We start from the raw sequence: 26,575 nt of genomic DNA, 5'->3' as shown, positions 1-26,575 counted from the left end.
AGGCTATTCAGAGACCGGCATCGGTGCCCTAAAGCCGGTGTTGAGCACAACGCCAAGCTTCTCGCCGAGGGCGGGCGCGAGCGAGCGCGAGTAGCTGCCCGAGAGGTGGTCCATGTCGTAGTAGACAGGAAGGCCCCCGATGATGCCGGAACAGGTCCCATCAACGCAGAAGTACTCCGTGAGGTCGACGCTGTGTAGGCGCGGCGTGTCGAGCAGTTCGACCGCGGCGACCTGAGGGTCCGCCGGGAGAACCTCGGACTGCGGGGCGGTGCAGGCGAGTGCCTTGTCACCGTTCTGCGCGGCACAGCTTGCCCCAAGCCGGGTTCCAGCTGAGGGCACGTCCCGAATGACAACAACTTCGGAACCCGCGTCAGCCCACGCCTGCAGCGTTGTGGACATGCCGTCGGCGAGCTGTTCGGGTTGTGAACGACCCGAGCCGTCGTCGACGCCCTCGGTCGACGCAAAGTTTGAGACGATCACAAGATCGGGTTGATCTGCGAGAATCCGCTCAGAGACCTCGCTGACCCATGAGGCGCAAGACTCCTGCTTCGCCGGGTCGGTCGGCTCACCGAAGGCGGTTACGAGTGGCGTAGGAACCGTCGGGCATCCGCCCTGCATCGTCGCCCGCACGTCCCAACCGTTCCCTCGTGCGATATCGAAGACCGCCGCCTTCCAATGCTCTGCGTGCGAATCTCCCACGAGCCACACCGTGTAGGGCCGGCTGCCCGGGGAAGCGGCGGCATCAGGGAACGAGCACTCAACGTAAGAGGGCTTGCCCTGCGCCAGAATCTGACGGTCTTCGGAGACCGTGGCACACTCTGGAGCGACGGTCTTCCAGGGGGCGTCCGACTCCGCACCAGCCGGGAACAACGCAGGCCCAAACGGTTCTTCACAGTTGTTGCCTGGTGAGAGTGCCTCGGCGGCGAAGCACCCCGACCCCACGGCCGCGTCGATGCGTGCTGCTTCGCGTGCCTCGATGGCCGAAGCGGCGTAGGTGACACCCCCGGCCATGAGCGCAACACTCGCCACCGACGCGAGAGTTGCTACGAGGGTTCGGCGAGGTCGCGCGCCAGCGAAGAGCTTAGTTCTGCCCGGGTCCTCAACAAAACGCTTGGTGAGCATTGCGAGCACGAGGCTGAGTGCAAGCATGACGAGTTTGTCGAGCGTCCCGACATCTCGCGCGAGAGCGAACGGCATGATGACGATAACGGGCCAGTGCCACAGATACAGCGAGTAGGAGATATCGCCGAGGTACCTTACCGGGCGCCAGTCCGCCACTCGCGCGGGGCTCCATCGGGGTATCTCTGGCCCCAGCGCGATTACCAGTGCGGTACCGACGACTGGGACGAGCGCCCAGGGCCCCGGGAACGCAGTTGCCTCTGAGAACGTCGCGGCAGAGAAGAGGATCATCGAGTACCCGACGAGTTGCAGCACACCGCGCAGCGCCAGTGTCCGGGAACGAACGAACCACTCGCTGAGTGCTGGCATGAGGGTGGCGATGAGCGCACCGACCATGAACTCCCAAGCACGGCCAAACGTGTTGAAGTACGAAGCCGAGGGGTTGGTGCTCGTCTGCCAGAGCGAGAAAGCGAGTGAGGCCGCCGCGAGTACCAGAATAGCGAGAGCGAGGTAGGCCCGTCGCCCCGCGATCCGGCCAGAAAACTTGCGGGCAAGTAGCCACCCTAGAAGTAGGAGTGTGAGCGGCCACAGCAGGTAGAACTGTTCCTCGACGGACAATGACCAGTAGTGCTGCGCGGGCGTTGCCACTTGTCCGCGATCCGAGTAGTTCACGGCAGACGCCGTGAGCATCCAGTTCTCAAAGTAGGCCGCGGACGCGAAGACCTCGCGCGCGATCCGAGCCCATCGCTCGGCCGGAATCCACACGAGCGTCGCAGCGAGCGTCACCACGCCGACAAGCAGCGCAGCCGGCAGGAGCCTACGCGCCCGCCGAGCGTAGAACTTGGGGAGCGAGACCGTGCCTGAGTGGCGAATCTCGCCGAGAAGGTGGGCAGTGATGAGGAACCCTGAAATTACAAAGAAGACGTCGACTCCGACAAAGCCACCGGTGAGGCGGGTAGGCCACAAGTGATTTGCGACGACAAGGGCGACGGCCCCGGCGCGCAGCGCTTGAATGTCGCCCCGCACCTTCGACCGGGATGGCGCCAAGGGCTCCTTGGCCGGTGCTGAAGTCGTGCTCACCGAATCAATCTATCAGCGCGCGAAAAGCAGTTCCTTAGAACGAGACAGTGCTCAGAGGGGCGCCGCCCACCTACTCCACGTCGAGCTTGCCCGCCGCCCGCCATACCGCGATAGCGAGCTCGGGCACCGAGTCTGCGATCTCGCGGAGCAGCTCGAATTCGACGCGATCAGCGTTGGCGCGGTGAGTGTCAGCGTCGGGGCCTGAAGTTTGGGCAGCGAGCCTGGCGAGCCCGTACTCCGCGAGCTGTCCGCGGTCTTCCAGCAGCTCATCGCGCAGCGCGGCGACGACGAAGTCGTCGAGCTCGGGGACCTCCTCGTACGCAACGGCAGGATCCTGGCCGCCGCGCACCCGATACTCGAGAATGGTCTCGCGTTCGAGGCGGGCGTCGGCCCGCAGCTTGTGCAGGCGCTCAGAGCTGAGGTTCACGGGGCCAATTCTACCAAGCCCCGCAAAGGCCCAACCCGCCGGAAGGCCCAACCCGCCGGAAAGCCCAAGCGGCCCAACCGGCGCCACTACCGCCCGGTGACGGCCGGCGCGTGGTCGCGCGGAATCGGCACCTGCCGCCACGGCACGCGCTGCGGCTCGGCGTCGAGCGACGGCAGTTCGAAGTCGAACCGCGACTTCACCGCGAGCAAGATGAGCAGCAGCCAGCCGCTCTCAATAAGCATCCGGCTCTCCGCGAACGACTGCACGACGAGCGCGACCATCAGCAGGAAGGGCCAGAGCGCGCTCGTTGCGTAGGGGAGCGGGGGGCCGAAGCCGCGCCGCGGCTGGTCAACGGCGCGGAACCAGACGCGCCAGAGCGTGAGCGCGACGAGCGGCACGAAGATCAGCAGGCCGATGAGGCCGAGCTGCAGCCAGACGTCGAGCCACGCGTTGTGCGCGCTCATGACGGGGATGCCGCCCTGCACGTCGAGCGACTTGTAGGGCTCAACCCAGGGCGCCCAGTAGCTGATCCAGCCCCAGCCGAACCACGGCCGCTGCTGCGCGAGGCTGATCACGCCATCCCAGGTGTCGACGCGGCCCGTGAGGTCGCTGCTCTTGCCGAGCAGCGAGAAGATCCACGAGCGCGCGAACACCGCCAGCCCGGCGAGCAGCGCGAGCACGGCGGCGCCGGTGATGTAGACCGGAACGCGCCCCACCGGCCCCGAACGGCGGGCCCACAGCGCGAACGCGAGCGCGATAACGACGGCCACGAGCGCGACCGTGACGGTCGCGGAGCGGGTGAGCGCGAGCGTCGCGAGCGACATCGCGACCCAGAACCAGCCGGCGAAGCGCGTGACGAGCTTCGCGCGCAGCTGGATGGTGAAAATGATGAGGCCGATGAGGCCGATGAACCCGAGGAGGGTCGAACTCCCGACGAGGCCCTGGATGGGCCCGCCCTCGAACAGGAGGTCGCGGCTCCAGTACAGGAGTTTCGGGGGTTTCTCCTGCTGCTCTGGGGTGAGCTCGATCCACCACGGCAGCAGCGGCTTCCGCAGGAACAGTGACACCCACATCTCGAACACGAACGAGAGCCCGATGACGTACCGAAGCGCGGTGCCGAGGGTGCGCAGCACCTCGTGCCAGGTGAGGATGAACGCGAGCGCGACCGCGACAAGCGTGGTGAGTAGCTGCGCGACGACGCCGAGCACGCTCTCGAGCCGGTACTGCGACCACAGGATCGACAGCGTCGCGAGCGCGAGGAAGAGATAGATCGGCGCGGGGAGCCGGTACCAGCGGAACCGCTCTGGTCGCATCCGCAGAAACATGATTCCACCGACCGCCGCGATGACGACCGCGAGGGCGATGAAGGCCGGCCATCCGACGAGGTTGCGTACGCCGTTGCTGGCGAGTGTGAAGACAAACACGACGATCGCGTACGCGCTCACCCCGAGTCTTGTCTTGCTGTTGGCCATACCCGGTATGGTAGAGCATCCAGGTACTACAGGGAGCATGGTGCTGATCTTCATCGAGAACACCCCGCGTGCGTACGCGTGGGGCTCAACGGACGCACTGCCCGCGATGCTGGGTCACGAGCCGACGGGCGAGCCGCAGGCGGAGCTGTGGCTCGGCGATCACCCGGGTAGCCCGGCGAGCGTCGCGAAGGCGACGCCGGTGCCGCACACGCTGATCGAGCTGATCGAGCAGGATCCGGAGCGTTACGGCGTGAACGGCGGCCCGCTGCCGTTTCTCCTCAAGGTGCTCGCGATCGGGGCTCCGCTGTCGCTGCAGGTGCACCCGAACGAGGCGCAGGCCGCGGAGGGCTTCGCGGCGGAGAACGCCGCCGGCGTGCCCGTTGACGCGCCGAACCGGAACTACCGCGACCCGAACCACAAGCCCGAGCTGCTCGTCGCGCTGAGCGAGGTGACCGCGCTCAGCGGGTTCCGCTCGCTCGCTGACACCGTGATGGATCTGCGGGCGCTCGCCGCGGCCGCGCCGCTCGGCGGCGGGATCCTTTGGGAGGCCGCTGACCGCCTGGTCGGCGCGGAACCGGAGGCGGCCCGCGAGGCGTTCATGCGGTGGGCGTTCTCGGGCGGAGCCGATGTTGAGGAGGCGCAGCGCGCGGTCGTCGACGCGATCGGCGTAGGATCGCAGCCCGCCGTCCACCCCGACCGACTCGAGTGCCTGCGGGGGCTCGCCCAGCACTACCCCGGTGACCCCGGGGTGCTCGTGTCGCTGCTGCTGCATCACGTACGGCTCGCACCGGGCGAGGCCGTCTACCTCGGCGCCCGCCAGCTCCACGCGTACCTCGGTGGGATCGCCGTTGAGGTGATGGCTGCGTCTGACAACGTGCTCCGCGCTGGTCTCACGCAGAAGCACATCGATATCCCCGAGATGCTGCGGATCCTGCACTTCAGCGAGCTCGGAGAGCCGCGCATGCGCGGGGAGCGCGTCGCGGCGGGGCTCTGCGCCTGGCGGCCCGGGGTGCCAGACTTCACGCTCTTCAGGGCGCGGGTGGAGAACGAAGACGACCTGGGGGCTGGCGGCGCGTTCAGCGACGCCGAGCTGCTGGGCGGGGAGCGCCTCGAGGGCGCTGCCGCCGAGGTCGTCGTTGAAGCCCCCGCACCGGTCGTGCTCATCGTGACGGCGGGCCGCGTGCTCGTGTCGCGACCCGAGTCAGAGCTCGCGGAGATGGCAAACGTCGCCCGCGGGCAGTCGCTGTACGTGTCGGCCGGTGAGCCGATCCACCTCACCGGCAGCGGAGAGGTGTTCCTCGCCACCATTGGCGAGTAGCGGCGGCCCAGCCGTCGAAACTGCCCCGATAAACGCGGTCGGCCCGGGCAATGCCCGGGCCGACCGTCGTGCTCGTGGTGCAGTGCGCCGCTTGACGCTTACTCCGAGAGCAGCGCCTGGATGCGGCGAACGCCCTCGACAATGGCCTCGTCGCCCAGTGCGTAGCTGAAGCGGAGGTACCCCGACGGGCCGAACGCCTCGCCGGGCACCGCGGCAACCTCGGCCTCGGAGAGGATGAGGTCGGCGAGCTCGAGCGAGGTCGTCGGCGTCACGCCGCGGATCTCGCGGCCGAGCGCCGCGGTCACGTCGACGTAGGCGTAGAACGCGCCCTCGGGCATCGGGCAGTGGAAGCCCGGAACCTTGTTGAGCTCGGCGACGATGAGGCCGCGGCGGCGCTCGAACGCCTGGCGCATCTCCTCGATCGGCTCCTGCGGGCCGTCGAGCGCGGCGGCCGCAGCGATCTGCGCGATGTTGTTGATGTTCGAGGTCATGTGCGACTGGAGGTTCGCGGCGCCCTTCACGAGGTCTGCCGGGCCGATGAACCAACCAATGCGCCAGCCGGTCATCGCGTAGGTCTTCGCGACGCCGTTCACGAGGATCGTGTTGTCGGCGAGCGCGGGGACGGCCTCGACGATCGAGATCGCGCGGACCCCGTCGTAGGTGAGGTTCTGGTAGATCTCGTCAGAGACGACGATGAGGTTGTTCGCGAGGGCCCACTCGCCGATCGCCTTCGTCTCCTCGGGCGTGTAAACGGCGCCCGTCGGGTTCGAGGGCGAGCAGAAGAGCAGCGCCTTGGTGCGGTCGGTGCGGGCGGCCTCGAGCTGCTCGACGGTGACCTTGTAGCCCTGGTCGGCGCCGGCGAAGACCTCGACGGCTGTGCCGTCAGCGAGCTTGATCTCTTCGGAGTAGCTCGTCCAGTACGGCGCGGGGAGGATGACCTCGTCGCCCGGATCAAGGATCGTCTGGAAAGCCGAGTAGACGGCGTGCTTGCCACCGTTGGTGACGATCACCTGTGCGGGGGTGATGTCGAGGCCCGAGTCACGCTTCGTCTTGCGGACAATGGCCTCGCGCAGCGCGGGGAGGCCGACGGCCGGCGTGTACCGGAAGTTCTTGGGGTCGTCGAGCGCCTTGCGTGCGGCCTCGACGATGTGCTCTGGGGTGGCGAAATCAGGCTCGCCTGCGGCAAAGCTGATGACGGGGCGGCCTTCGGCTTGGAGAGCCTTTGCCTTCGAGTCAACCTTGAGCGTGGCTGACTCTGCGATAGCGGCGATCTTCTTTGACAAACGGTTGGTTTCGGTCACGCGATAAGCCTACTCCTGCGCGCATGCCGGCGCGCGTTCGCGGGGAGGAAACGGTGCCGCGCCACACCCGACACGCAGGCTGCACCAAACTCAGTTCGACAAGGGCCACGGGATCGCGTACAGTAATAGCTAGGCATTGACTTCTGCCATTATCGGTTGTGCCCAAAAGCACAGTTTGTAAGGCGGGGTCTCACCTTTTAGGGTGGTGGCGCAATTGGTAGCGCAACGGTCTCCAAAACCGTAGGTTGCAGGTTCGAGTCCTGTCCGCCCTGCCACGCCTGGTCGTTAGGCCAGGGCACTGAAAGGACAACCGATGAGTAGCACTGAGCTCGCTGAGAACGGCGGCAACGTCGAGCCAGCGAAGAAGGATGACCGCAAGCGCGGCTTCTTCGGTCGAATCATCCTGTTCATTCAGCAAGTCTTTTCAGAGCTGAAGAAGGTCGTTACCCCGACTCGCAAAGAGCTCGTTCGGTTCACCCTCGTCGTACTGGCCTTCGTGGTCGTCATGATGGCGCTGGTGTGGGTACTCGACAAGCTCTTCGGCTTCGTCACCCTCTTCGTCTTCGGCACGCCACTTCGCTAAGCCCAGACGATCCATACCCGCAACGAACGAGAAGGCACGACTGAGATGACGTCCGAGAACAGCACCACACCCGAGTCAGAGCTCGACGCGGCGCTTGACGCGCTGGCGAACGTTGCCGACCCCGAGGTCGACGCGGCAGTCGAAGACGCACTCGACATCGATTCGGTCGATGAGGCCGAGGCCGCAGCGAACGCAATCGTCGACGAAGAGTCGACTGAAGAGGGCGAGGCGGCAGAGTCCGCTGAAGACCCCTACAAGGCTTTCAAGAAGGACCTGCGCCGCCGCCCGGGCAAGTGGTTTGTTATCCACACCTACGCCGGCTACGAGCGCAAGGTGAAGTCGAACCTCTGGAACCGTCGCGAGGTCATGGGCGCCGTAGATGACATCTACGAGATCCAGGTCCCGATGGAAGAGGTCATGGAGGTCAAGAACGGCCAGCGCAAGATGGTGACCCGCGTGCGGATCCCCGGCTACGTGCTCGTCCGCATGAACCTCACCGAGAGCACCTGGTCTGTCGTGCGTCACACGCCCGGCGTGACCGGCTTCGTCGGTAACGCTCACAACCCCGTGCCGCTGCGCATCAACGAGGCCTTCGAGATGCTGAAGAGCACCGTCGAGCTCGAGCCCGCAGCGACCGCAAAGGGCAAGGCCCCCGCGACTGCCGTGGCGATGGGCCAGGTCGAGATCGACTTCGAGATCGGCGAGACCATCACCATTAAGTCGGGCTCGTTCGAGGGCCTTCCCGGCACGATCAGCGAGATCAACCCGGCCGCCGGCAAGCTCACCGTTCTGGTGTCGCTGTTCGAGCGTGAGACTCCGGTCGAGCTTGGCTTCGACCAGGTCACGAAGATGGTCTAGCCCTGGCTACTCAAGCATCACCCGCTAAAACGCGCGTCGCCCTCTGGGACAACGCGCGTTTTGCGCTTATTGTGCTCGTCGTGATCGGCCACCTGATCTCGACGGTGCGCACCGACACCGAGCTCGGTTTCGGGTTGTACGCGTACATCTACCTGTTTCACATGCCCGCGATGATTGCGCTCTCCGGGCTGTTTTCGAAGCCGGAGGTGACTCCGAAGGCGATAGCCTCGACCGTGCAGTTGCTCGTCGTCTGGGGCGCCTGGGAAGGCATTTGGGCGCTGCTGCACGGCGTCGTCGAGGGCAAGAAACTCAGTCAGAGCTTCCTGGTGAGCCCTGCCTGGACGCTGTGGTTCCTGGTGACGCTTGCGACGATGCGGATCCTGCTTCCCTACATCGCGAGATTTAGGCACCCGCTCGCGCTCGCGACGGGGCTCGCGCTCATCGCCCCGCTGCTCCCCGCCATTGGCGTGAACTTCTCGGCTGCCCGTACGCTCGCGTTCCTGCCCTTCTTTGTCGGCGCGTGGCTCGCGCGCGAGCGGGGCTGGCTCTCGGGGGCCTGGTTTGAGCGGCCGTCGCGCGGGCTTCGCGTTAGCGCCTGGGCGCTCCTCGCGGGCGTCGCCGCGGCGATCGCTGCCGTAGCGCTGCTTCCGGGCGGGTTCCGCGGGTTCTGGCGCATCGATCGGTGGCTCACGCACCGCGACAGCTACGCTTGGATGTTCGCGAAGGCGCCGATCGGCGGCTGGAATGCGAACGACGCCGGCGGCTGGTTTGGGCTCGCCGCGAGCGGGATCCTGGTCGGCGCGATCCTCATCGCTCTCGCAGCGGCGATGACGTTCGCCCTGCTCGTGGTGATCTCGAGGAAGCACTCGATCGCGACAGTGTGGGGCGCACGCACCCTCTACGTCTACCTGCTGCACGGGGTCGTCGTGTGGGCGCTGCGCGAGTCGGGCGTCGTCGATTCGATCGGGGCCCTCGGCTGGCTCGGCATCGTGCTGCTTACGGCGATCGCCGCAGGTATCGCAGTGCTGCTCTCTACCAAGCCGGTCTCGGTGGTCTTCCGGCCGATCGTCGAACCGAAGCTCGACTGGATGTTTGGGCGAAGCGAAGCCCCGACCCGCTAGCGCGCGGGGAACCCGTCGAGCCCGACCCGCATGCCGAGCTGAAACCTGCGGCTCACGCCCAGGCGGCGCTGGAGCGCCTGCGCGCGCCGCTGCACGGTGCGGACGCTGACACCGAGCGCGCGGGCGATGCTCGAGTCCGTGAGGCCGAGCAGCAGTTGGTCGAGCAGTTCAAGCTCCTCGTGCGAAAACCCGTCGCCGAGCCTGCCCGGGAGCGCGTGCGCCTGCGGCAGCGCGTGGGCCCACGCGCTCTCGAACACCACCATGAGGTAGTCGACGAGCGCGGGGTGCGTCGCATGGATCGCGAGGACAGCGTCGCTCTCCGCGTTCTCCGCGCTCGTCGGAACGGCGAGGAGGGCCTCGGCACCGTCGCGCACGACGAGGTGCATCGAGGCGAGCTCCGAGAAGCGCAGCGCGTCCTCTGAGGGAGTGCCGTCTTCGGTCGGCGAGAGCACCCGCCTGACACGTACCGGGCTCGCCGCGCGCAGCGGTGGCAGCGCATCCCAGTGCGCGAATGCCGCTGCCGGTGCGGCGCCCAGCACGTCGAGCGTCTGCTTCGCCTGCGCGCCGAGCGCGACAAACAGCGTGCGGAGCTCCGCGGACGAGCGAACCTCGCTGCCGAGCGTCAGCGGATTCTCATCCCGCGGCCCGGGTGCCTCGCTGGCCTCCCGAAGCAGCGCCTCAAGGCGACTGGTGAGTTGTGCAACGTTCACGGTGCGCTGTCCTTCCGGGGCCCCGAGCGCTGCGTCGCGCCACCACGGGTGCGCCCCTGCCTCCATTCTAGGCAGTTGCGGCCGCAACTCGCCCGTGGCGCACCCCCGCCAAGAGGTGACGTGTTTCCGACCTTGGCGGGTCTTCTGACCCTGTGCCACACTGACCGCAGGGTAAGTCTTCGCAGCCTCGGCGTACGGCCGGGGCGATGCTTTGGCGCGCCCGAATCGAGGCAGGGAGGCCGCGGCGCTGCCGCGCGCAATCGTGCGCAGTACGACAGGAAAGAAGGACATAATGACAGAACGAACGATGCGGCGGGGAGCGACGATGCTCCTCGGCATCGCGGTCTGCGCGGGGCTCGCCTTTACGGCGCCGGCCGCCGCGCTCGGTACGACGGGCGAGACAGAGGCGCCCGCCGACGAGACGGCACCGGCGTATATCTCGGGGCTGCTCAACCCGAACGGTGACGGCGAAGACTCAGCGCTCCCGCCGCTCTCGGCGAACCCCGAGACGCTGCGCGTCGAGGCGACCGACGAGCTGGAGGCGCCCAACCGCCCCTCGATGCAGGCGGGCTCCGAGAAACAGCGGGCTCAGGGCGCGCGTGCGGCGAAGGCCGAGTGCACGAAGGCCGACTTCGCCGCTGCGTCTGGCAAGGCGCTCACAGACCTCATCGCCGCGAGCAGCACCGACTGCATCAACACGCTGTTCTCGGTGACGGGGAGCCAGGCCGCCCAGGTCTTCTCCGAAGCCAAGATGGTGAGCGCCGCGAACGCGCTGCGCACGATCTCGGAGACCTACCCGGGCAACAACTCGACCTCTGCGGCGCAGTTCGTGCTGTTCCTGCGCGCGGGCTACTACGTGCAGTACTACAACTCGGCGAGCGTACCGGCGTACGGGAACGCGCTCCGCACCGCAATGACCGGTGCACTCGACACCTTCTTTGCGAACCCGCACTCGAAGGACGTCTCTGACGCGAACGGCGAGACGCTCTCCGAGGCCGTCACGCTGATCGACAGCGCAGAGCTGAACGACCGGTACCTGTTCGTGGTGAAGCACCTGCTCACCGATTACAAGGCGAGCTACGACTCGTCGTGGTGGATGCTGAACGCCGTGAACGCGAGCTACACCGTGCTCTTCCGCGGGCACCAGGTTCCCGCGTTCGTGACCGCGGTCGCGGCCGACCCGTCGATCCTGCAGACGCTCCGCAACTTCACCGTCACGAACGCTGGCCTCCTGCAGACGCCGCGCGCGTACCTCGTGACGAACGCTGGCCGCGAGCTCGGCCGGTTCCTCGGCGATCCGCAGGTGAAGGCCGCAGCGAAGCCACACGTCAAGGCGATCCTCGACGGCAACTCGCTCGACGGCCCAGGGTCGGCGCTTTGGGTCGCCGTCGCCACGATGGCCGACTGGTACGACCGCGACAACTGCAGCTACTACGGCATCTGCAACCTGCAAGAGCAGATCGAGGCATTCGTGCTTCCCGTCTCGCACGTTTGCAGCCCGAGCATCACCATCCGGGCGCAGGAGATGACGCAGGGCCAGCTCACCGAGAGCTGTAACAGCCTGCTCGCGCAGGACGCGTATTTCCACGCCGTCGCGAAGGATCCGGGCCCCGTCCCAGGCGACATCAACACGAACATCGAGGTCGTCGTCTTCGACTCGAGCGACGACTATCAGTCGTACGCCGGCACCCTGTTCGACATCGACACCAACAACGGCGGCATGTACCTCGAGGGCGACCCGTCGCAGGCGAACAACCAGGCGCGATTCATTGCGTACGAAGCCGAGTGGCTGCGCCCCGCGTTCGCGATCTGGAACCTGAACCACGAGTACACCCACTACCTCGACGGCCGCTTCAACATGCACGGCGACTTCGGTGAGAACATGCTCACCCCGACCATCTGGTGGGTTGAGGGCTTCGCCGAGTACATCTCGTACCATTACCGCGGCCTCGCGTACACCGAGGCGCAGAACCTCGCCGCGGCTGGCACGTACAAGCTCAGCGAGCTGTTCGATACGACGTACGACCACGGCACCGACCGCATCTACAGGTGGGGCTACCTCGCGGTGAGCTTCATGCTCAACAAGCACCCAGCAGAGATGCAGACCGTGCTCGGTCACTACCGCTCGGGCGACTGGAACGCGGCCCGCGCCTACCTGAAGAACAGCATCGGCACGTCGTACGACGCCGAGTTCGCCGGGTACCTCGCCGAGTGCGCCGCAGGCAACTGCGGGGTCGAGCTCGGCGGCGAGCAGCCCGAGACCAACACGCCCCCGACCGCGGCGTTCACCGCGGCTATCGAAGGCCTGAAGGTCACGCTGACCGACGGGTCGACGGACGCCGACGGCTCGATCGCGAGTTGGGCGTGGGATCTCGGCAACGGCGAGACCTCGACCGAGCAGAGCCCGGTCGTGACCTATGCCGCCGCTGGTGAGTTCACGGTGAAGCTCACCGTGACCGACAACAATGGTGCGACGGCTTCGGCGACCCGCAAGGTGACCGTCGTTGGCGATGAAGAGACCGGGCCGGGAACCGGCGGGGAGAACACCTGGGAGATCCCCGTCTGCGATGACCCCGATACCCGGTCGCTCGGCCAGGTGTGCGGTCGGATGGAGCGCTCGGGTGGCGAGGGCGACTCCGACTACCTCATGGTCTGGGTTCCCGAGGGCACGCCCCGCCTCACGATCACCGCGGGCGGCGGCACCGGCAACGCTGACCTCTACGTCGGCAGCGGCGGCTGGGCCAGCCAGAACAACCACCAGGGTCGCTCGACGAACGCTGGCAACAACGAGCAGGTCGTGCTCGACTGGCCGGCTTCGGGGTGGAACTACGTCACCCTCTACGGTGCCGAGGCGTTCGACAATGTCAGCGTTGTCGCTCATTACTGAGCGCCGGTAACCGCGGCTCAGGGCCGCTAACCGCGGCCTCGCCGCAGCAAACAGGTCGCGGTGCGCGTGCCCCTACGGGGTCACGGGCACCGCGATCTGCTGCGTTTGATGGCTATCGTGGCCGGCGAGGTACTCACCGATGCAGACGCCGAGGTGGAACCGGCCCTTCGCGCCGAGCGCGTGCTGGATCGCCTGCACCTGCCGCTGCACCGTACGCTCGCTCACACCGAGGGAGCGGGCGATGCTCGCATCCGTCCTGCCGAGCACGAGGTACTGCAGCAGCTGCACCTGCTCGGGGGAGAGAACCGCCTGCGCGTCGAGCCTCGGCGCTGAGACGGGAAGGGCGCGGGCCCACACCGCGTCGAACAGCCCGCAGAGGTACTCGACCGTCGCCGGGTGCGTCGTGTGAAAGCCGAGGGGGCTGACGTTTGGGTAGCCCTTCGCGATGACGAGCGCCTCGCAGCGGTCGCGAATGACGAGGCGCGAGGGCACAAGGTCGGAGACACGGGCCTCTTCGCCCTGCGCGATGGCGTCGAGCGTCGCCTCGAGGTGCGCGTCGTGCTCGAAGATGCTTGTCGAGTACACGACGCGGTACCTGATCCCCTCCGAGAGTGCGATCGCCTGCGACGCGCTCTGCCCGGTCGTGTCACCGCAGTAGTCCCCGTTGTCGAGGGCGCTCACCGACTCGCGCGCGTTGAGCTGCAGCGAGGAGAAGAGCGCGGTCCCCTCATCCCGCGAGGTGACGGGACGCCCGATCTCGCCGCACGCGGTCGTGCCGCCGTCGCCGCGGGCAAGCGTGATGAGGTCTCTGATCCGCGCGGTGAGCTCTGCAGCGTCCATCTGGTCGTCCTGTACGTCCTCGTCTGGGCAGTCTCAGACGATTATCCCCGATATGTGGGCGTGGTACGTGACATGACACCCGGCGGGTGGGGATCCGGCGAGGTCGTTACTCCGCGTGTTCCTCCGCGTCCCGCGGCACGAGCAGCTGATGCTGCGCGAGTTCGCGGTAGAGCGGCACGGTGGCGACGAGCTCGGCGTGCGTGCCCTCACCGATGACGCGGCCGCCGTCGACGACGATGATCTTGTCTGAATCGACGACGGTCGACAGCCGGTGCGCGATGACGATGAGCGTGCGCCCCGTCGCGACGGAGTCGAGCGCCTCACGCATGAGCCGCTCATTCACCCCGTCGAGCGACGCCGTCGATTCGTCAAGCAGCAGGATCGGCGGCGCCGTCAACAGCGCCCGCGCGATCGCGAGCCGCTGCTTCTCGCCGCCCGAGAGCATGAGGCCGTTCTCGCCGACCTGCGCGTCGAGCCCACTTTTGAGCCCACCCGTCTCGGCTGAGCGGTCGAGGAGACCGCCGAGGTTCACGGCGCGAAGCACCCGCTCGCACGCCGCGTCGGTCGCCGCCGGCGAAGCGAGCAGCAGGTTGTCGCGAAGCGTGCCCGCGAGCACGGGGGCATCCTGCTCGACGTAGCCGAACTGCGCGCGCAGTTCGTTGCGATCGAGCGAGCGGAGGTCGGCGCCGAACAGCTCGACGACGCCGGAATCAGGATCGTAGAAGCGCTCGATCAACCCGAGCACCGTCGACTTGCCCGCGCCAGACGGGCCGACGAGAGCCGCGCGAGTACCGCGCTCGACGTCGAACGACACCCCGTGCAGTACGGGAGTTTCGACGACCTCCGCAGGGATCGCTGCTGCGTCTCGGCGTGACCTGCCGCCGACGAACGCGCGCGCGTCGACCCTATCGGGCGCGGCCGAGCGATACGTGAAGCGGACGTCATCGAAGCGGATCGCGGGGGCTTCAGGCGCCCTGGCCTCAGCGAGCGGCACGATGGCCCCCGTCGGGGAGAGCTCTGCGTCGTGCTCGGTCTCCGTCGGGAGCGTGTCGATCTCCTGGATCCGGCCGAGCGCGCCGAGCGCCTGGTTCACCGCCGAGAAGGCCCCGAAGGCCTGCCCGAGGGGCGCGACCATCATGAAGAGGAAGATCACGAACGTCACGAGCTGGCTGACTTCGATGGCGCCCGAGGCGACGCGGTAGCCGCCGAAGCCGAGCACCGACAGCAGCGACACCTGCAGGGCGATGAACGAGATCGGCACGATGAGCGCCGAGATCCGGGCGATCTTCAGCCCAAAGCCGTAGGCCTCCTCAGCCTGCTGCTCGATGGCCGCCTGCTCGCGGTCGGCGGCGCCGGCGGCGCGGATCGTGCGCATCGACCCGATCGCGCGGTCGACAGCCGCGGCGAGGTCACCAACCTTCTCCTGGGCGCGGGCGACCGCTGGCCGGATTCGGCTGGCGAGCAGCACGACAACGACGAGTGAGACCCCGATGATGCCGAAGGTGATGAGGAACAGGACGGGGTCGATGATGAGCATCCCGACGAGCGCGCCGACGAAAAGCAGGGCCCCGCCGACAGCTTCGACCAGCCCCTGCGTGAGCACCGCGCGCAGCAGCGTGGTGTCTGACCCGACGCGCGAGACGAGGTCTCCAGTACGGCGGCGATCGAACTCAGAGATCGGCAGGTGCAAGATCTTCGCGATGAGGCGCCGCCGCGAGCGCAGCACGACCCCCTCGCCCATGCGCTGCAGGAGGTAGTGCTGGTAGCCGTCGAACAGGGCGCCCGCGATGACAACAACCACGAGCACGGCGACGAGCGCGCCAAGCGGCTGCGAGTTTTGCACGCGGTCGATGACCTGGCCGACGAGCAGCGGCTGCGACAGCGAGACGAGCGCGCCAACGACGCTCAGCCCGAGGATGAAAGCGAGAAGCCCCCGCTGCTCGAAGAGGTACGGGAGTAGCTGCTTGAACGAGGCCCGTGGTCCGGTGGGCTTGGAGCCGCGAACGCCTCGGCCTCCGCGGCCGCCGCGGTCCTCGCGGCCTCCACGCCTCGCCGTGGTGCCTGCTGTGCCCGCCGCACCCTCCAAGGGTTGCTGTTCCCCGGGGCCCTGCGTCCCTTCGAACACTGATTTCGGGGACTGCTGTGGCTGCTGCGCAACGGGTTCTGGCACCCGCTCACTCTATCCCCGGAGCGTGCGCGATCGCTGGGAGAAAACTCTCCCGACCGACCCCGCAAACACCCGAATTTCTCGAGCGCACGTCAATTTCTGGGGCAACTTGAGGTGTTCTCGAGAAATTGGGGTGTTGGGGAGGGCAAAGCCGGGCAGGAACCACGCCCGCCGCCGCAGAGCCCCTTGCGCGCAAGACCCCCACTTAATGACTGTCAGAAAGTGGGGGTCTTGCAGGGAAGCGCCGGTCTGGCGACGCGCGGGTGGCTAGCGGCCCGACGCGGTCGGCTCGGGCGACGCGCGGGGCTAGGAAGCCGCGCGGGTGACTAGGAAGAGGCGCCCGCCTCGCGGATTGCGCGCTGCGTCACCGCGAGGTGCAGCGCGGCCTCGGCCGCCTCGACGCCCTTCGACTCGACCGAGCCGGGCAGGCCCGAGCGGTCGAGCGCCTGCTGCTCGTTGTCGGTTGTGAGCACGCCGAAGCCGACGGGCCGACCAGCGTCGAGCTGCACGCGAGTGAGGCCGTCGGTGACCGCACTCGAGACGTACTCGAAGTGCGGGGTGCCGCCGCGGATGATCACGCCGAGGCACACTGCGGCGTCAAACCCGCCACCGCCCTCAGTAGCCGGGGTCAGGGCGACCTGAGCCGCTGCAGGCAGCTCGAACGCTCCCGCGACGCGGAACAGCGTGTGCTCCGCCCCGGCGGCCGCGACCGACTGCTCGGCGCCGGCGACGAGGCCCGACATGACCTCGGTGTGCCAGCTGCCAGCGATGATTGCGACGCGCATTCCGGTCGCGTCTACTGCAAGGGTGGGGGCTCCTGCGCCGCTCATATCTGGTGTCCTTACTTCGTGTGATTCGTGGGAGTTGGAAGCGGCCTAGAGCTCGCCGTCGGGGAGCTGGTGCCCCATGCGGTCGCGCTTGGCCTGCAGGTATCCGCGGTTCTGGTCAGTGACCCCGACGAAGAGCGGCACCCTGTCGGCAACGGTCAGCCCGTGGGCCTCGAGCTGGGCGACCTTGTCTGGGTTGTTGGTCAGCAGGCGAACGTCGCTCACCCCGAGGTCGGCGAGGATGTCTGCCGCAGCCGTGTAGTCGCGGGCGTCAGCGGGCAGCCCGAGCTGCAGGTTCGCGTCGAGCGTGTCGATGCCCTGCTCCTGCAGCTGGTAGGCGCGGAGCTTGTTCGCGAGCCCGATGCCGCGCCCCTCCTGGCCGCGCAGGTAGACCACGACGCCCCCGCGCTCATTGATGAGGTCGAGCGCGGCGTCGAGCTGCGGGCCGCACTCGCACTTGAGCGAGCCGAATGCCTCACCGGTGATGCACTCGGAGTGCACGCGCACGAGGGCGCCCTTGCCCGGCATGGTGCCGTCGGGCCCCGCCGCGACGAGGGCGACGTGGTCGACACCCGCGCGGCGGTCGCGGTACGCGAGCGCCCGGAAGTCGCCGTGCTCGGTCGGGAGCAGGGTGTCGGCCCGCAGGCTGACTCGGCGCGAGTGCCCCTGCTCGGCCGGGGTGCCGGCCGGGTCGTGCTCGTTCAGGTAGGCGATCAGCTGCTCGATCGTGATGACGGGAACGCCCTCGCCCCCGCCGAGCTCGATGAGGCCGGGCAGGCGCATCATTTCGCCGTCTTCCGCGACGATCTCGGCGATGATCGCGACCTCGCGCAGCCCCGCGAGGCGCATGAGCTCGACGGCGGCTTCGGTGTGGCCATCGCGTGCGCGTACCCCGCCGTCGACGGCGCGCAGGGGCAGGATGTGCCCCGGCCGGTTGACGTCGGTCGGAACCGCGTCGGGGTTCGCGAGCGCGCGGGCGGTTGTCGCGCGGTCGCTCGCGCTGATGCCGGTGGTGACGCCGTGCGCCGCGTCGACGGTCACGGTGTAGGCGGTGCCACGCACATCTTCGTTGCGCTCAACCATCATCGGGAGGTCGAGCTGGTCGGCGATCGCGTTCGTCATGGGCGCGCAGAGCAGGCCAGACGAGCGGTGCACGGTCCAGGCGATCCACTCGGCCGAGGCGAGCTCTGCCGAGATGATGACGTCGCCTTCGTTCTCGCGATCTTCGTTGTCAGCAACGATAACCGGGCGACCAGCCTTGATTGCTGCGATGGCCTCTTCGATCGAGGCGATGCCCTCGGTGCGTACGGTAGTCATTCGATGTCCTTTGGGGTGTGTGTGAATCGTGGAGGCCGCGACTAGGCGTTCGTCTTGAAGCTGAGCATACGCTCGACGTGGCGGGCGATGAGGTCAGTCTCGACGTTGACGCGGTCACCGGGGCGCAGCGCCCCGAGTGTTGTCGCCTCGAGCGTCTCGGGGATGAGGGAGACCTCGAACCACTGCTCGGCCTCATTGGCTGGCGAGATGGCTGACACCGTGAGCGACGTCCCTGACAGCGTCACCGAGCCCTTGTCGACGAGCAGCGGCGCGAGCTCGCTCGAGATCGCGAAGCGGAGCGTGCGCCAGGCGTCGCCGTCCGCGAGCGTGAGCAGGGTAGCCGTGCCGTCGACGTGGCCCTGCACGATGTGGCCGCCCAAGCGGGTGTCGAGGCGGGCGGCGCGCTCGAGGTTCACGGCGCTCCCGACCGCGAGGTCGCCGAGCGTCGACATCTTGATCGACTGCGCCATGACGTCGGCGCTGAACGTGCCGCGCCCGCGCGAGTCGGTGCCCTGCTCGACGACGGTGAGGCAGACGCCCGACACCGCGATCGAGGCGCCGTGTGTCGCGTCGCTCGTGACGAGCGGCCCAGCAACGGTGAGGCGGAGGGAGTCGCCGAGCGGCTCAATGGCGATGATCTCGCCGATTTCTTCGATGAGTCCGGTGAACACTAGCGGGTCTCCTTCTGGTCGGGCGCGGTGCGTACGGGGGTTGCGGTGATGAGAATGTCTGGGCCGAGATGCTCGGTGCGGGTGAACGACAGCCGCTCGATGCACGCCATCGACTCGATGCCGAGGTCGCCGACCGCGAGGCGCGGGCCGCCGAGCAGCGCGGGCGCGACGTACACAAGCAGCTCGTCGACGAGACCGAGCCGCAGGAGCGAACTCACAATGTGGGGGCCGCCCTCGACGAACACGCTCCGGATCCCGAGGGCGCCGAGCTCCTCCATATCCGCCGCGAGGTCGGCGCCAGAGCAGCGGATCGGGTGCGGGAACCGCGCTCCGAGCGCGGGGTGATGAAGCACCTTGGCGCCCGCCGGGATCGCGCGCGCGCCGATGATGACGGGCACGGGTTGCGCGCTCGCCGGGACGAGCAGTGCGCCCTCAGGATCCCGAGCCGTGAGCGACGGATCGTCTGCGATGAGCGTCCCCGTTCCCACGAGGATCGCGTCAGCCGCCGCGCGGCGCCGGTGCACGTCGGCGCGCGCGTCAGGGCCCGTGATCCACTGGCTCGAGCCGTCGGCGGCCGCGGCGCGCCCGTCAAGCGTCTGCGCCCACTTCACCGTGATTTTGGGTCTAGTCGTCACGTGTTGCCTCCGCCTGCCTCGTGAGCCAGGGCGCGAGGAACTCGCGGACCTCGGCGGCGAGAACGCCGCCGGTGACCGTGATTCCCGCCGCGCGGAGGGTCTCGCCGCCGCCGCTCGACGCTGCCCCCGGGTCAGATAGCCCGAATGCGACCGCCCCGATGCCGCGGGCGATGAGCGCCTGCGCGCAGGGGCCTGTTCGGCCGGTGTGGTTGCACGGCTCGAGGGTGACGACGGCGGTGAGCCGTGACGCGTCGGTGTCGCGGGGGAGGGCAGCGATCGCCATGACCTCGGCGTGAGGGGTACCGGCGCCCTCGTGCCAGCCCTCTGCGACGGCCGCGCCGGTCTCGTCGAGGATGACGCAGCCGACCTGGGGGTTCGCGTTCAGCGCTGGCCCGCGCTCGGCAAGCTGCAGGCCACGGCGCATAGCTGACTCGATCACCTCTGGTGAGAGTGCGTGCGCGGCAGGCATTCGATCCCTTTCGGGTGCCCGGGTGTGGGGTGCACGAGGCGTCGCCTCTTACACCCGCGTTCCTCCTATCCGGACTTGTGCGCGGGCAACCGCCCCACACATCACCGTCGGTATCGGAATTTCACCGATTCAGCCCCGCGAATGCGGAGGTCGCGGACTTTCACCGCCGGTTCGGAATCCCACCGACCCCGGAACACCCCATCAGCATAGCGCGCCGGAGCAGCGCGTGGGGAGGTGAATGCTACGGGCGAACGCCCGCCGCCCGCCGTCAGGCGGCCGAACTCTCGGGGACGACGGGAACCGCCTGCGTCGGCGGCGCGAGGGGCAGCCTCAGCTCGAAGGTGGTGCCCTCGCCCTCGACGCTTGACACCGATATGCTGCCGCCGTGCGCGACGGCGATTGCCTGGGTGATGTTCAGGCCAAGGCCCACGCCAGGGATCGCATTCTGCGTCGCCGTTGACGCTCGGAAAAACCTGCTGAACAGGTCGGCCTGCTCAGCGGCGGGGATGCCGATGCCGGTGTCGCTGACGCTCAGCACAACGCTGCCGTCGGTGAGGCGGCCAGACACCGTGACGCGGCCCCCTGGCGGGGTGAACTTCACCGCGTTCGAGATGAGGTTGTCGAGGGCCTGGCCGATCCTGCCCCCGTCGGCAAGGATGATGAGCGGTTCCTCGGGGACCGCGAGCTCGAGTGCGACGCTCTCGCGCTCCGCTCCGGGCCGCGCGGACTCGGCGGCGAGGCGCAGGCTCGTGTAGATGTCGAGGTGGTGGGGCGTGATGGGGAAGCGCCCGGACTCGACCTGCGCGGTGAAGAGCAGGTCGCCGACGAGCGCGAGTAGGCGCTGCGCGTTGCGCTCGATGATGTCGACGAAGTCGACCTGCTGCTCGGTGAGGGGCTGCTCGGGGTCGTTGCGCAGCAGGTCGAGAAAGCCGATGATCGCGCTGAGCGGGGTCCGTAGCTCGTGCGAGATCATCCCGACGAACTGATCTTTCATCCGCGCTACCTCCGCCTGCCTGGTCTCGTCGGTGACGACGAGCAGGTAGCCCTGCTGATTACCCGCGCCGTCGTTGCGGCGAGTGACCGTAATGCGCGCGGGCAGGCGGGCGCCCGTCGCGGTGCGAATCTCGAGCTCTTCGTCGAGCGTTTCGCCGGAGTTCGCGAGTTCGAACAGCGCCCGGGTCCCGCTGGCCGTGACGCTCGCGGGCGTTCCCGCGAGGGCCGATAGGGCGGCGGGCGGAAGGAAACGCTCAATCGTCACGTGGTTGACCGCGTCGGCCTCGGAGACGCCGAGCATCCGTTCTGCGCCGGGGTTCCAGGCGCTCACGACGCCGTCGCAGTCGGTCGCGATGACGGCCTGCGCGGTGATCGCGGCCCACAGGCTCTCGTGCGATTCGAGCAGGGTTCGGTATCGCGCCTCGCTTTCCCTGAGCTGCGCGAGCATCGCCTCGTTCTCCCTGAGCGCGACGGTGCGTTCGGCGGCGAGCCGCTCGGCCTGTTCGATGCGTGCGCGCTGCTGGCGCGACAGCTCGTTGATGACCGCGGCGACCGCGGCGTAGATGAGCGGGACGATGACGCCGCGCAGCAGGTCGGCGCTGGTCTCGGGCGGGTTTCGCAGGTACGGGATGAAGACCATCGCGGCGCTCATGACGAACACCGCGGCGACCTGCCTGACGCCGGGGGCCGTAGCGAGCCAGGCGATCGGGATGAGAACGAGCGTCGCGAAGAGCGACTGGCCGGCGCCCGTCGCGGCGCGGAAGAACGCGAACGCGACAAAGTCGACTATCGGGATGAGGAGGACGAGGGACCCCTGCAGGTGGCCGCGCACCGTGAGCACGGCGGCGAACACGGTCGCGACTGCGATGAGCGCGCCCGCGACCAGCATGGGAAGGGTGTCGATCGGGGGGAGCCCCGGCACGAGAAACATGACCGCCAGGGCGAGCGCGAACGCGACGACCGCCGGCGCCTGTTTGAGCAGGGGACTCGGCTGGTCAAAGTTGCGGTACCAGCGCACCTCGCGGCTATCCATCAGGCGGCGAGCCCCTCGAGCAGCTCGTGGAGCACGGCGCTCGTGAACGGTTTCGGCAGCGAGGCGTCGGCGTGTGGGTACTCCTCCTCGTCAAGCACTGAGCTCACGACGATCCTGCAGTCGGGAAACCTCTCGCGCACGAGGCTGACACACTCAACGCCAGTGAGGCCGGGAAGCCTAAGGTCAATGACAGCGAGCGCGGGGGAGATAGCGGCGAACGCGGCGACGGCGCTTTCAGTATCGGCCGCGGAGAACACGTCGTAACCTTCGCGCTCAAGCATGAGGCGGAGCAGTGCAGACTGCTCTTCGTTGTCCTCAACGGTGAGTGCGAGTGGGCGGGCGGTCATCGGAGCAGCAGCTCTCGCACGATCACCACGGCGGCGACAACAACGAGCGCAATGAGCGCCTGCGGAATGAGCCACAGCTCGCGCCGCGCGTCGCGGCGAATCTCATCCTCTGCGGAGTGCTTGCTCATGAAACGACCCTTCCTACCTTCTCGGTCTTCACCCAAGAAGCGTCTGCCTGGCGCCATTCCTTGATGTAGGAATCAACAGTAATCGCACACAGCAGCGATCCATAGCCGCAGACGTAAATCAGGAGACCGGCGACAAACCGGCCGCCGCGGAACCGCTCAACCCAGCGGGCGAGCCACGCCCCCAGCATGGAGATCGGGCCCCACAGATACAGAATGCTCGAGTACACAAATCGGTCCCCTGCAGTGAGCCTGCCGAACCACTCGGTGAGCGCGGCGTCGGTGACGCCGGGAAAGAGCGCGACGGCCATCACGATCATGGCACCGAGCCCGGGAAACAGCAGCGCCTCACGCCACGAGCGCGCCGCCGTTCGGGGGTCAAGCTGCACGGTGAAGAGGATCGAGTATATGTAGGTGCAGGCCGCGATAATCCACATGAATTTGAACACTGACTCGGCGACTTCGCTGTGCAGTAAGAGGAGCGCGAAGAGCGCCGCCGAGGAGAGCAGCAAGAACGCGGGGAGCAGCAGAATGCTGAACCACGCGACGCCGAACGGCACGCTTCCGAGCTTGTGGGCTCGGCTCGGGCGGAACCACAGCTTGCGGTAGATCGAGGTGAGTTGCACGTTGCCGCGTGCCCAGCGCAGGCGCTGCTTCCAGAGCGCGTCGACGCTCCGCGGCTCTTCCGCGAGCACGACTGCGTGTGGCTCAAACACCATCTTGCGGCCCGCGAGCTGGCTCTCAAACGTTGTCATCGTGTCTTCTGCGAGCGTGCCCGTCGGGATCCGCCCGCCGATCGCCAGGAGATTCTCGCGCGAGTGCAGCTGCGCGCCGCCCGCGAGACAGGCGATCGCGCCGAGCACGTTCTGCGCGCGCCTCGCGGCGAGCTGCGCGATGACGTACTCGATCCCGATGAACCGGGTGAGGTAGTTCCGGTCAGCGGAGCCCTCCGCAATATAGGCGGTGACCGCCCCGACGCGCTCGTCGGCGAGGTGTCGTGTGAGCTTTCGGAGCGAGTCGTGCGCGAAGATAACGTCGGCGTCCATGATGAGCACGGCCTCGGCCCACGTGTCGGCGAGCACCTGTGAGATGCCGTGGTTCAGGGTGTGGGCCTTGCCCTCGCCGCCGACCTCGCGTCGCAGGTGCACGACCCGGCGGGGGTGCGCCGCCGCCCGGGCGAGCACGACATCGGGGGTATTGTCGGTAGACGCGTCGTCGACGACGAAGACTCTGAGCTTGTCGGCGGGGTAGTCGAGGCTGAGGAGTCTGTCGATCGAGGCGCCGATGACGAGGCCCTCGTTCCAGGCGGGCACGATTACGGCCACGTTCGGCGTGAAGTGCGCGGCGCGACGGTAGTGGTTCTTCACCGCGTGGAACGGCAGCACGAGGAACTGGAAGGCCGTGTTGAAGACCGGCAGCGTGCCAACCAGCACGCAGACGAGCAGGAAGACGGCGAGGGCGACCTGGAACCCGTTCACTTGGCGCCCGGCTTCCCGGCGTGCTCCGCAACCGCTGCGGCGGAGAGCAGGTCGCGGACCCGCGCGTAGCGGCCGACATCTGCGGCATCGTGGCTGTCTGTCGACGCCACGATGGTCGCGCCCGCGGCTTTCAGCGCGACGAGTGAGCGCTGATCGGGGCAGCCCCACTTTTCGTTGACCTCCACCTGGGTGTCGCTCGCGGCGGCAGCTGCGGCCCACGCGCCGAGGTGCTCGTCGGTGAGGTCTGCCTCGCTCAGCCCGACCTTCGGGAGGATGGAGAAGCAGTGCGCGAGCTGGTTGCCCGGGTGCGTCTCCATCGCCGCGATCGTCGCGCCGATGAGCGTGTCGAGCACGTCCGCCGCCCCCCAGCCCGCGGCGATGCGCTCGCGCACGGCAGTCGGCCCGAGCGGGCCGTCGGCCGTCGGGAACTGGTGGTCGGCCATCAGGATCCTGTCGATGCCGGCGGGAAGCGGCGGAACGTCGAGCGCGCCCGAGGCGTCGAGAATCTTCGCCTCGACGCCGGTGAGCACCGTGAGGCCCGCGGGAACCTCGAGCGCGCGCACCGCAGCGAGGTACTCCGGCACCCAGGGCGTGCTCGCGCGCACGTGGTCGACGAGCCGCACCGCCTGGAGGCCCGCGGCGTGCGCGGCCGCGACGTTCTCGGTGAGCGTCGAGCGCGCGTCATCTGAAAACGTCGAGTGGACGTGAAAGTCGCCGCGCAGGATCGGGTGGCCGAGCGGCGTGGCCATCACGATTCGTCCTGGTGGCCGGCGTGAGCTGACTCGAGGACCTCGTGCACCTCGACGACGATGTCTTCGAGGAACCTGACGGCCGCGACCTCACGGAACTCGACGCGGGCGGGCAGCTCGCGGCCGAGGAAGAGGTCGACGACGAGCGACGGGATGTCGACGCCGGCGGAAATCGTGAGGGGAAGCGCGCCGGGAAAGCGCGGGTTGACCTCGAGCAGCATGGCGCGGCCTGAGCGGTCGCGACGCAGCTGCACGTTCGCGACGCCGGTGAGCCCGATCGCGCGGGCGACAGCGGCTGCGGTCTCCTCGAGTTCAGGGTCGTGCACGGTGCGCCCGGCGATCGCGACGCCCGAGTCGACGCGGGCGCGCGTACGCGGCACGGCGGCGACGACGTTCCCTGACGCGTCGGCGATGACGTCGACGGAGTACTCGTCGCCCGGCAGGAGATCCTGCACGATGAGCCCCTCGTCGGTGGGCAGCGCTTCGAGGGCCGCGCGGTCTGGCACGAGGCGGATCCCGCGACTCCCGGCGCCCTGGCGCGGCTTCGCGAACGCGGGGAACTCCCACTCGATCGCGAGCGCCTCTGGGCCCGCGAGAACCGTGCGTGGCGCCCTGCCGGTGTCTGCGCAGCGCTCGGCGAGCGCGAGCTTGTCGAGGCACACCCGAAGCGTGTCGGAGCTCGGCGCGGCGAGCACGGCTGGCGCGAGCTCCCCGCGGCGGTCGGCGACGGCCTCGAGTTCAACATCAACCGTGGAGATCACAAGGTCAAGCCCGTCAGCCGCGACCAGCTCGGCGAGGGCGGGAACGAACCCGGCGTCGCGCCCGGGCGGCACGAGGCGGCGCTGGGACGCGGGCACGAGGTAGAGTCCGCTCGCCCAGCCGTCCATGTCTGCGGCGTAGACCTCAAGGTCTGGGCGACGCAGCAGCGACCTGATGACGGCGACGCCCGCGGGCCCACCCGCCCCGGTGACAAGTACGCGTGTGGGCATTAGCTCTCCTGGCTGAGGCGCTCGTAGCTTCGCGCGAGCTCCGTGCTCTCGCGAACAATCTCGAGGGGCTCGACAGCCCTGCCGCCCCCGAACCTCGTCCAGTACCGCGCGGTCGCGGTGACGAAATCTTGGGCGAGGTAGTCGCGGCTCGCCGTCTGCGAATCGAAGCACGCGAGCAGCTCGAACTTTCGCTCGAGGAAGTCGTCGATGCGCACGAACCGGGTCGGGCGGAAGTCGATCGTCGCCGACGGGCTCTGATAGCAGGCGACCGTTGGAACCGAGCGCGTCGCGACGACGGTCGCCTCGTTCACCGCGCGGTGATCTTGGTGCCGGTCGTGTGCGGAGTGCGTGTACACGATTGACGGCTGCACCTCGCGCACGACCTCTTCGACGAGGCGCACGGTCTGCCCGCCGCTTGAAATCTCGGTGTCGACGAGGTCTTTCAAGAACAGGCGGGCGCCGAGCAGCTCGGCGGCGGCAATCGACTCGTACTGGCGGCTGTCGGCGTCACCGCCGCGCGCGCCGCGCGACAGCGTGAGGATGGTGATCCGGTCACCGGCCGCGGCGTGGGCCGCGAGGATACCGCCCGCGCCGATCTCGACATCGTCGGGGTGCGCCCCGACGGCGAGCACGGTCTCGGCCGGCCGCTCGGGCTTCCTCGAGTGCGCCTCAGCCGCGAGCCGCGTGACCGACTCGATGAGCTGTGCGCTGTCGAGCGGTTTCGTGAGGAACTCGTCGGCCTGTGCGCGCAGCGCCGAGACGGCGTAGTCGACGGACACGTGCGCGGTCATGACCAGCACCGGGACGCCCGGCAGCTTGGCCCGGAGGTCGGTGAGGAGGTCGATGCCGCTCGCGCCGGGCATTTCGATGTCGGTGACGACGACGTCGGGCCGCGACGCAAGCGCCCGTTCGAGCGCCTGCGTCGCGTTGTGGGCGACCGTAACCGTCGCGCCTGCGCGCCGCTCGAGCAGTGTCTTGACGAGGAGAGCGACGTCTGGGTCGTCGTCGACGACAAGAACCTGCAGTGCTGACATCGCGACTCTCCCCCCGAGCGAATTA

General features: G+C 68.2%; 24 protein-coding genes, 1 tRNA gene and 1 riboswitch. Of the genes, 6 read left to right on the top strand and 19 right to left on the bottom strand.

What is annotated here, in order from left to right:
* Positions 1–3: 3 nt before the first annotated feature.
* The 3 genes from FB468_RS09035 to FB468_RS09025 form a co-directional block, all read right to left on the bottom strand.
* Complete coding sequence (locus tag FB468_RS09035; protein ID WP_170219687.1) at positions 4–2,199, bottom strand: acyltransferase family protein; 2,196 nt, start codon at positions 2,197–2,199, stop codon at positions 4–6.
* Positions 2,200–2,269: 70 nt separating this feature from the next.
* Entirely contained in the window at positions 2,270–2,626 is a 357-nt protein-coding gene (locus FB468_RS09030) for a hypothetical protein (RefSeq protein ID WP_141887048.1), read from the bottom strand.
* Between the two features lie 86 nt (positions 2,627–2,712).
* Complete coding sequence (locus FB468_RS09025; protein ID WP_141887047.1) at positions 2,713–4,098, bottom strand: O-antigen ligase family protein; 1,386 nt, start codon at positions 4,096–4,098, stop codon at positions 2,713–2,715.
* Between the two features lie 37 nt (positions 4,099–4,135).
* On the opposite strand from FB468_RS09025, the gene manA reads away from it, so the two are divergent.
* The gene (gene manA, locus FB468_RS09020; RefSeq protein ID WP_246055823.1) at positions 4,136–5,416 is read left to right on the top strand and encodes a mannose-6-phosphate isomerase, class I; all 1,281 of its coding nucleotides are present in this window, start codon (positions 4,136–4,138) and stop codon (positions 5,414–5,416) included.
* A gap of 98 nt (positions 5,417–5,514) precedes the next feature.
* Here the strand turns inward: manA and FB468_RS09015 are convergent, their stop codons facing one another.
* Complete coding sequence (locus FB468_RS09015) at positions 5,515–6,717, bottom strand: pyridoxal phosphate-dependent aminotransferase (RefSeq protein ID WP_141887046.1); 1,203 nt, start codon at positions 6,715–6,717, stop codon at positions 5,515–5,517.
* Between the two features lie 199 nt (positions 6,718–6,916).
* On the opposite strand from FB468_RS09015, the gene FB468_RS09010 reads away from it, so the two are divergent.
* From FB468_RS09010 to FB468_RS08995, 4 genes are all read left to right on the top strand, one after another.
* Positions 6,917–6,992: transfer RNA gene (locus tag FB468_RS09010), tRNA-Trp, on the top strand.
* A 38-nt stretch (positions 6,993–7,030) separates the two neighbouring features.
* The gene (secE, locus tag FB468_RS09005) at positions 7,031–7,300 is read left to right on the top strand and encodes a preprotein translocase subunit SecE (RefSeq protein WP_141887045.1); all 270 of its coding nucleotides are present in this window, start codon (positions 7,031–7,033) and stop codon (positions 7,298–7,300) included.
* Positions 7,301–7,345: 45 nt separating this feature from the next.
* Positions 7,346–8,158 (top strand): transcription termination/antitermination protein NusG, encoded by an 813-nt coding sequence (gene nusG, locus FB468_RS09000; RefSeq protein WP_141887044.1) that lies wholly within the window; start codon positions 7,346–7,348, stop codon positions 8,156–8,158.
* 2 nt (positions 8,159–8,160) lie between these two features.
* Complete coding sequence (locus FB468_RS08995; protein ID WP_141887043.1) at positions 8,161–9,279, top strand: acyltransferase family protein; 1,119 nt, start codon at positions 8,161–8,163, stop codon at positions 9,277–9,279.
* Here FB468_RS08995 and FB468_RS08990 read toward each other — a convergent pair.
* On the bottom strand, positions 9,276–9,989 hold the full coding sequence (locus FB468_RS08990; protein ID WP_170219686.1) for a LuxR C-terminal-related transcriptional regulator: 714 nt from the start codon (positions 9,987–9,989) through the stop codon (positions 9,276–9,278). The genes FB468_RS08995 and FB468_RS08990 overlap by 4 nt on opposite strands.
* 292 nt (positions 9,990–10,281) lie before the next feature.
* Between FB468_RS08990 and FB468_RS08985 the strand changes: the two genes are divergently transcribed.
* Positions 10,282–12,876, top strand: coding sequence for a collagenase (locus tag FB468_RS08985; RefSeq protein WP_141887041.1), 2,595 nt, complete (start codon positions 10,282–10,284; stop codon positions 12,874–12,876).
* Between the two features lie 72 nt (positions 12,877–12,948).
* Here FB468_RS08985 and FB468_RS08980 read toward each other — a convergent pair whose 3' ends face one another.
* The 14 genes from FB468_RS08980 to FB468_RS08925 all read right to left on the bottom strand — a co-directional run bounded on the left by FB468_RS08980 (position 12,949) and on the right by FB468_RS08925 (position 26,550).
* Positions 12,949–13,716 (bottom strand): helix-turn-helix transcriptional regulator, encoded by a 768-nt coding sequence (locus FB468_RS08980; RefSeq protein WP_141887040.1) that lies wholly within the window; start codon positions 13,714–13,716, stop codon positions 12,949–12,951.
* 106 nt (positions 13,717–13,822) lie between these two features.
* Positions 13,823–15,886 (bottom strand): ABC transporter ATP-binding protein, encoded by a 2,064-nt coding sequence (locus FB468_RS08975; RefSeq protein WP_246055821.1) that lies wholly within the window; start codon positions 15,884–15,886, stop codon positions 13,823–13,825.
* A 323-nt stretch (positions 15,887–16,209) separates the two neighbouring features.
* Positions 16,210–16,713, bottom strand: a complete 504-nt coding sequence (gene ribH / locus FB468_RS08970) for a 6,7-dimethyl-8-ribityllumazine synthase (RefSeq protein ID WP_141887039.1) — start codon at positions 16,711–16,713, stop codon at positions 16,210–16,212.
* Positions 16,714–16,758: 45 nt separating this feature from the next.
* Positions 16,759–18,027, bottom strand: a complete 1,269-nt coding sequence (gene ribA / locus FB468_RS08965; RefSeq protein WP_141887038.1) for a GTP cyclohydrolase II — start codon at positions 18,025–18,027, stop codon at positions 16,759–16,761.
* Positions 18,028–18,068: 41 nt separating this feature from the next.
* On the bottom strand, positions 18,069–18,698 hold the full coding sequence (locus FB468_RS08960; RefSeq protein ID WP_141887037.1) for a riboflavin synthase: 630 nt from the start codon (positions 18,696–18,698) through the stop codon (positions 18,069–18,071).
* A complete protein-coding gene (locus FB468_RS17680) occupies positions 18,698–19,333 on the bottom strand; it encodes a RibD family protein (protein WP_425460809.1) in 636 nt (211 codons plus the stop codon). Before FB468_RS17680 ends, FB468_RS08960 begins: the two co-directional genes overlap by 1 nt.
* On the bottom strand, positions 19,323–19,802 hold the full coding sequence (locus FB468_RS17675; RefSeq protein WP_425460808.1) for a bifunctional diaminohydroxyphosphoribosylaminopyrimidine deaminase/5-amino-6-(5-phosphoribosylamino)uracil reductase RibD: 480 nt from the start codon (positions 19,800–19,802) through the stop codon (positions 19,323–19,325). The genes FB468_RS17680 and FB468_RS17675 overlap by 11 nt, the downstream gene beginning before the upstream one ends.
* Before the next feature lie 53 nt (positions 19,803–19,855).
* A riboswitch (FMN riboswitch) is annotated at positions 19,856–20,002 on the bottom strand.
* A gap of 68 nt (positions 20,003–20,070) precedes the next feature.
* Positions 20,071–21,828, bottom strand: coding sequence for a sensor histidine kinase (locus tag FB468_RS08950; protein WP_141887036.1), 1,758 nt, complete (start codon positions 21,826–21,828; stop codon positions 20,071–20,073).
* A complete protein-coding gene (locus FB468_RS08945; protein ID WP_141887035.1) occupies positions 21,828–22,175 on the bottom strand; it encodes a response regulator in 348 nt (115 codons plus the stop codon). Before FB468_RS08945 ends, FB468_RS08950 begins: the two co-directional genes overlap by 1 nt.
* Positions 22,172–22,303 carry a hypothetical protein gene (locus FB468_RS17565; RefSeq protein ID WP_281290275.1) on the bottom strand — a complete coding sequence of 44 codons (132 nt, stop codon included), beginning with the start codon at positions 22,301–22,303 and terminating at the stop codon, positions 22,172–22,174. The genes FB468_RS08945 and FB468_RS17565 overlap by 4 nt, the downstream gene beginning before the upstream one ends.
* On the bottom strand, positions 22,300–23,778 hold the full coding sequence (locus FB468_RS08940; RefSeq protein WP_141887034.1) for a glycosyltransferase family 2 protein: 1,479 nt from the start codon (positions 23,776–23,778) through the stop codon (positions 22,300–22,302). The genes FB468_RS17565 and FB468_RS08940 overlap by 4 nt, the downstream gene beginning before the upstream one ends.
* Positions 23,775–24,527, bottom strand: coding sequence for a PHP domain-containing protein (locus FB468_RS08935; RefSeq protein ID WP_141888215.1), 753 nt, complete (start codon positions 24,525–24,527; stop codon positions 23,775–23,777). Before FB468_RS08935 ends, FB468_RS08940 begins: the two co-directional genes overlap by 4 nt.
* Positions 24,527–25,516, bottom strand: coding sequence for an ATP-grasp domain-containing protein (locus FB468_RS08930; protein WP_141887033.1), 990 nt, complete (start codon positions 25,514–25,516; stop codon positions 24,527–24,529). The genes FB468_RS08935 and FB468_RS08930 overlap by 1 nt, the downstream gene beginning before the upstream one ends.
* Positions 25,516–26,550, bottom strand: coding sequence for a response regulator (locus tag FB468_RS08925; RefSeq protein ID WP_141887032.1), 1,035 nt, complete (start codon positions 26,548–26,550; stop codon positions 25,516–25,518). Before FB468_RS08925 ends, FB468_RS08930 begins: the two co-directional genes overlap by 1 nt.
* Positions 26,551–26,575 lie beyond the last annotated feature (25 nt).

This window comes from Leucobacter komagatae (assembly GCF_006716085.1).
Taxonomy (GTDB): domain Bacteria; phylum Actinomycetota; class Actinomycetes; order Actinomycetales; family Microbacteriaceae; genus Leucobacter; species Leucobacter komagatae.
The sequence above is the reverse complement of the archived record's forward strand: the minus strand, read 5'-3'. Positions and strand labels throughout refer to the sequence as shown.

Coding starts and splice junctions, on each gene's coding strand:
- FB468_RS09025 (WP_141887047.1), bottom strand. CDS start 4,098: ATGGCCAACAGCAAGACAAGACTCGGGGTGAGCGCGTACGCGATCGTC.
- manA (WP_246055823.1), top strand. CDS start 4,136: ATGGTGCTGATCTTCATCGAGAACACCCCGCGTGCGTACGCGTGGGGC.
- secE (WP_141887045.1), top strand. CDS start 7,031: ATGAGTAGCACTGAGCTCGCTGAGAACGGCGGCAACGTCGAGCCAGCG.
- nusG (WP_141887044.1), top strand. CDS start 7,346: ATGACGTCCGAGAACAGCACCACACCCGAGTCAGAGCTCGACGCGGCG.
- FB468_RS08985 (WP_141887041.1), top strand. CDS start 10,282: ATGACAGAACGAACGATGCGGCGGGGAGCGACGATGCTCCTCGGCATC.
- FB468_RS08980 (WP_141887040.1), bottom strand. CDS start 13,716: ATGGACGCTGCAGAGCTCACCGCGCGGATCAGAGACCTCATCACGCTT.
- ribH (WP_141887039.1), bottom strand. CDS start 16,713: ATGAGCGGCGCAGGAGCCCCCACCCTTGCAGTAGACGCGACCGGAATG.
- ribA (WP_141887038.1), bottom strand. CDS start 18,027: ATGACTACCGTACGCACCGAGGGCATCGCCTCGATCGAAGAGGCCATC.
- FB468_RS17675 (WP_425460808.1), bottom strand. CDS start 19,802: ATGCCTGCCGCGCACGCACTCTCACCAGAGGTGATCGAGTCAGCTATG.
- FB468_RS08950 (WP_141887036.1), bottom strand. CDS start 21,828: ATGGATAGCCGCGAGGTGCGCTGGTACCGCAACTTTGACCAGCCGAGT.
- FB468_RS08945 (WP_141887035.1), bottom strand. CDS start 22,175: ATGACCGCCCGCCCACTCGCACTCACCGTTGAGGACAACGAAGAGCAG.
- FB468_RS17565 (WP_281290275.1), bottom strand. CDS start 22,303: ATGAGCAAGCACTCCGCAGAGGATGAGATTCGCCGCGACGCGCGGCGC.
- FB468_RS08935 (WP_141888215.1), bottom strand. CDS start 24,527: ATGGCCACGCCGCTCGGCCACCCGATCCTGCGCGGCGACTTTCACGTC.
- FB468_RS08930 (WP_141887033.1), bottom strand. CDS start 25,516: ATGCCCACACGCGTACTTGTCACCGGGGCGGGTGGGCCCGCGGGCGTC.
- FB468_RS08925 (WP_141887032.1), bottom strand. CDS start 26,550: ATGTCAGCACTGCAGGTTCTTGTCGTCGACGACGACCCAGACGTCGCT.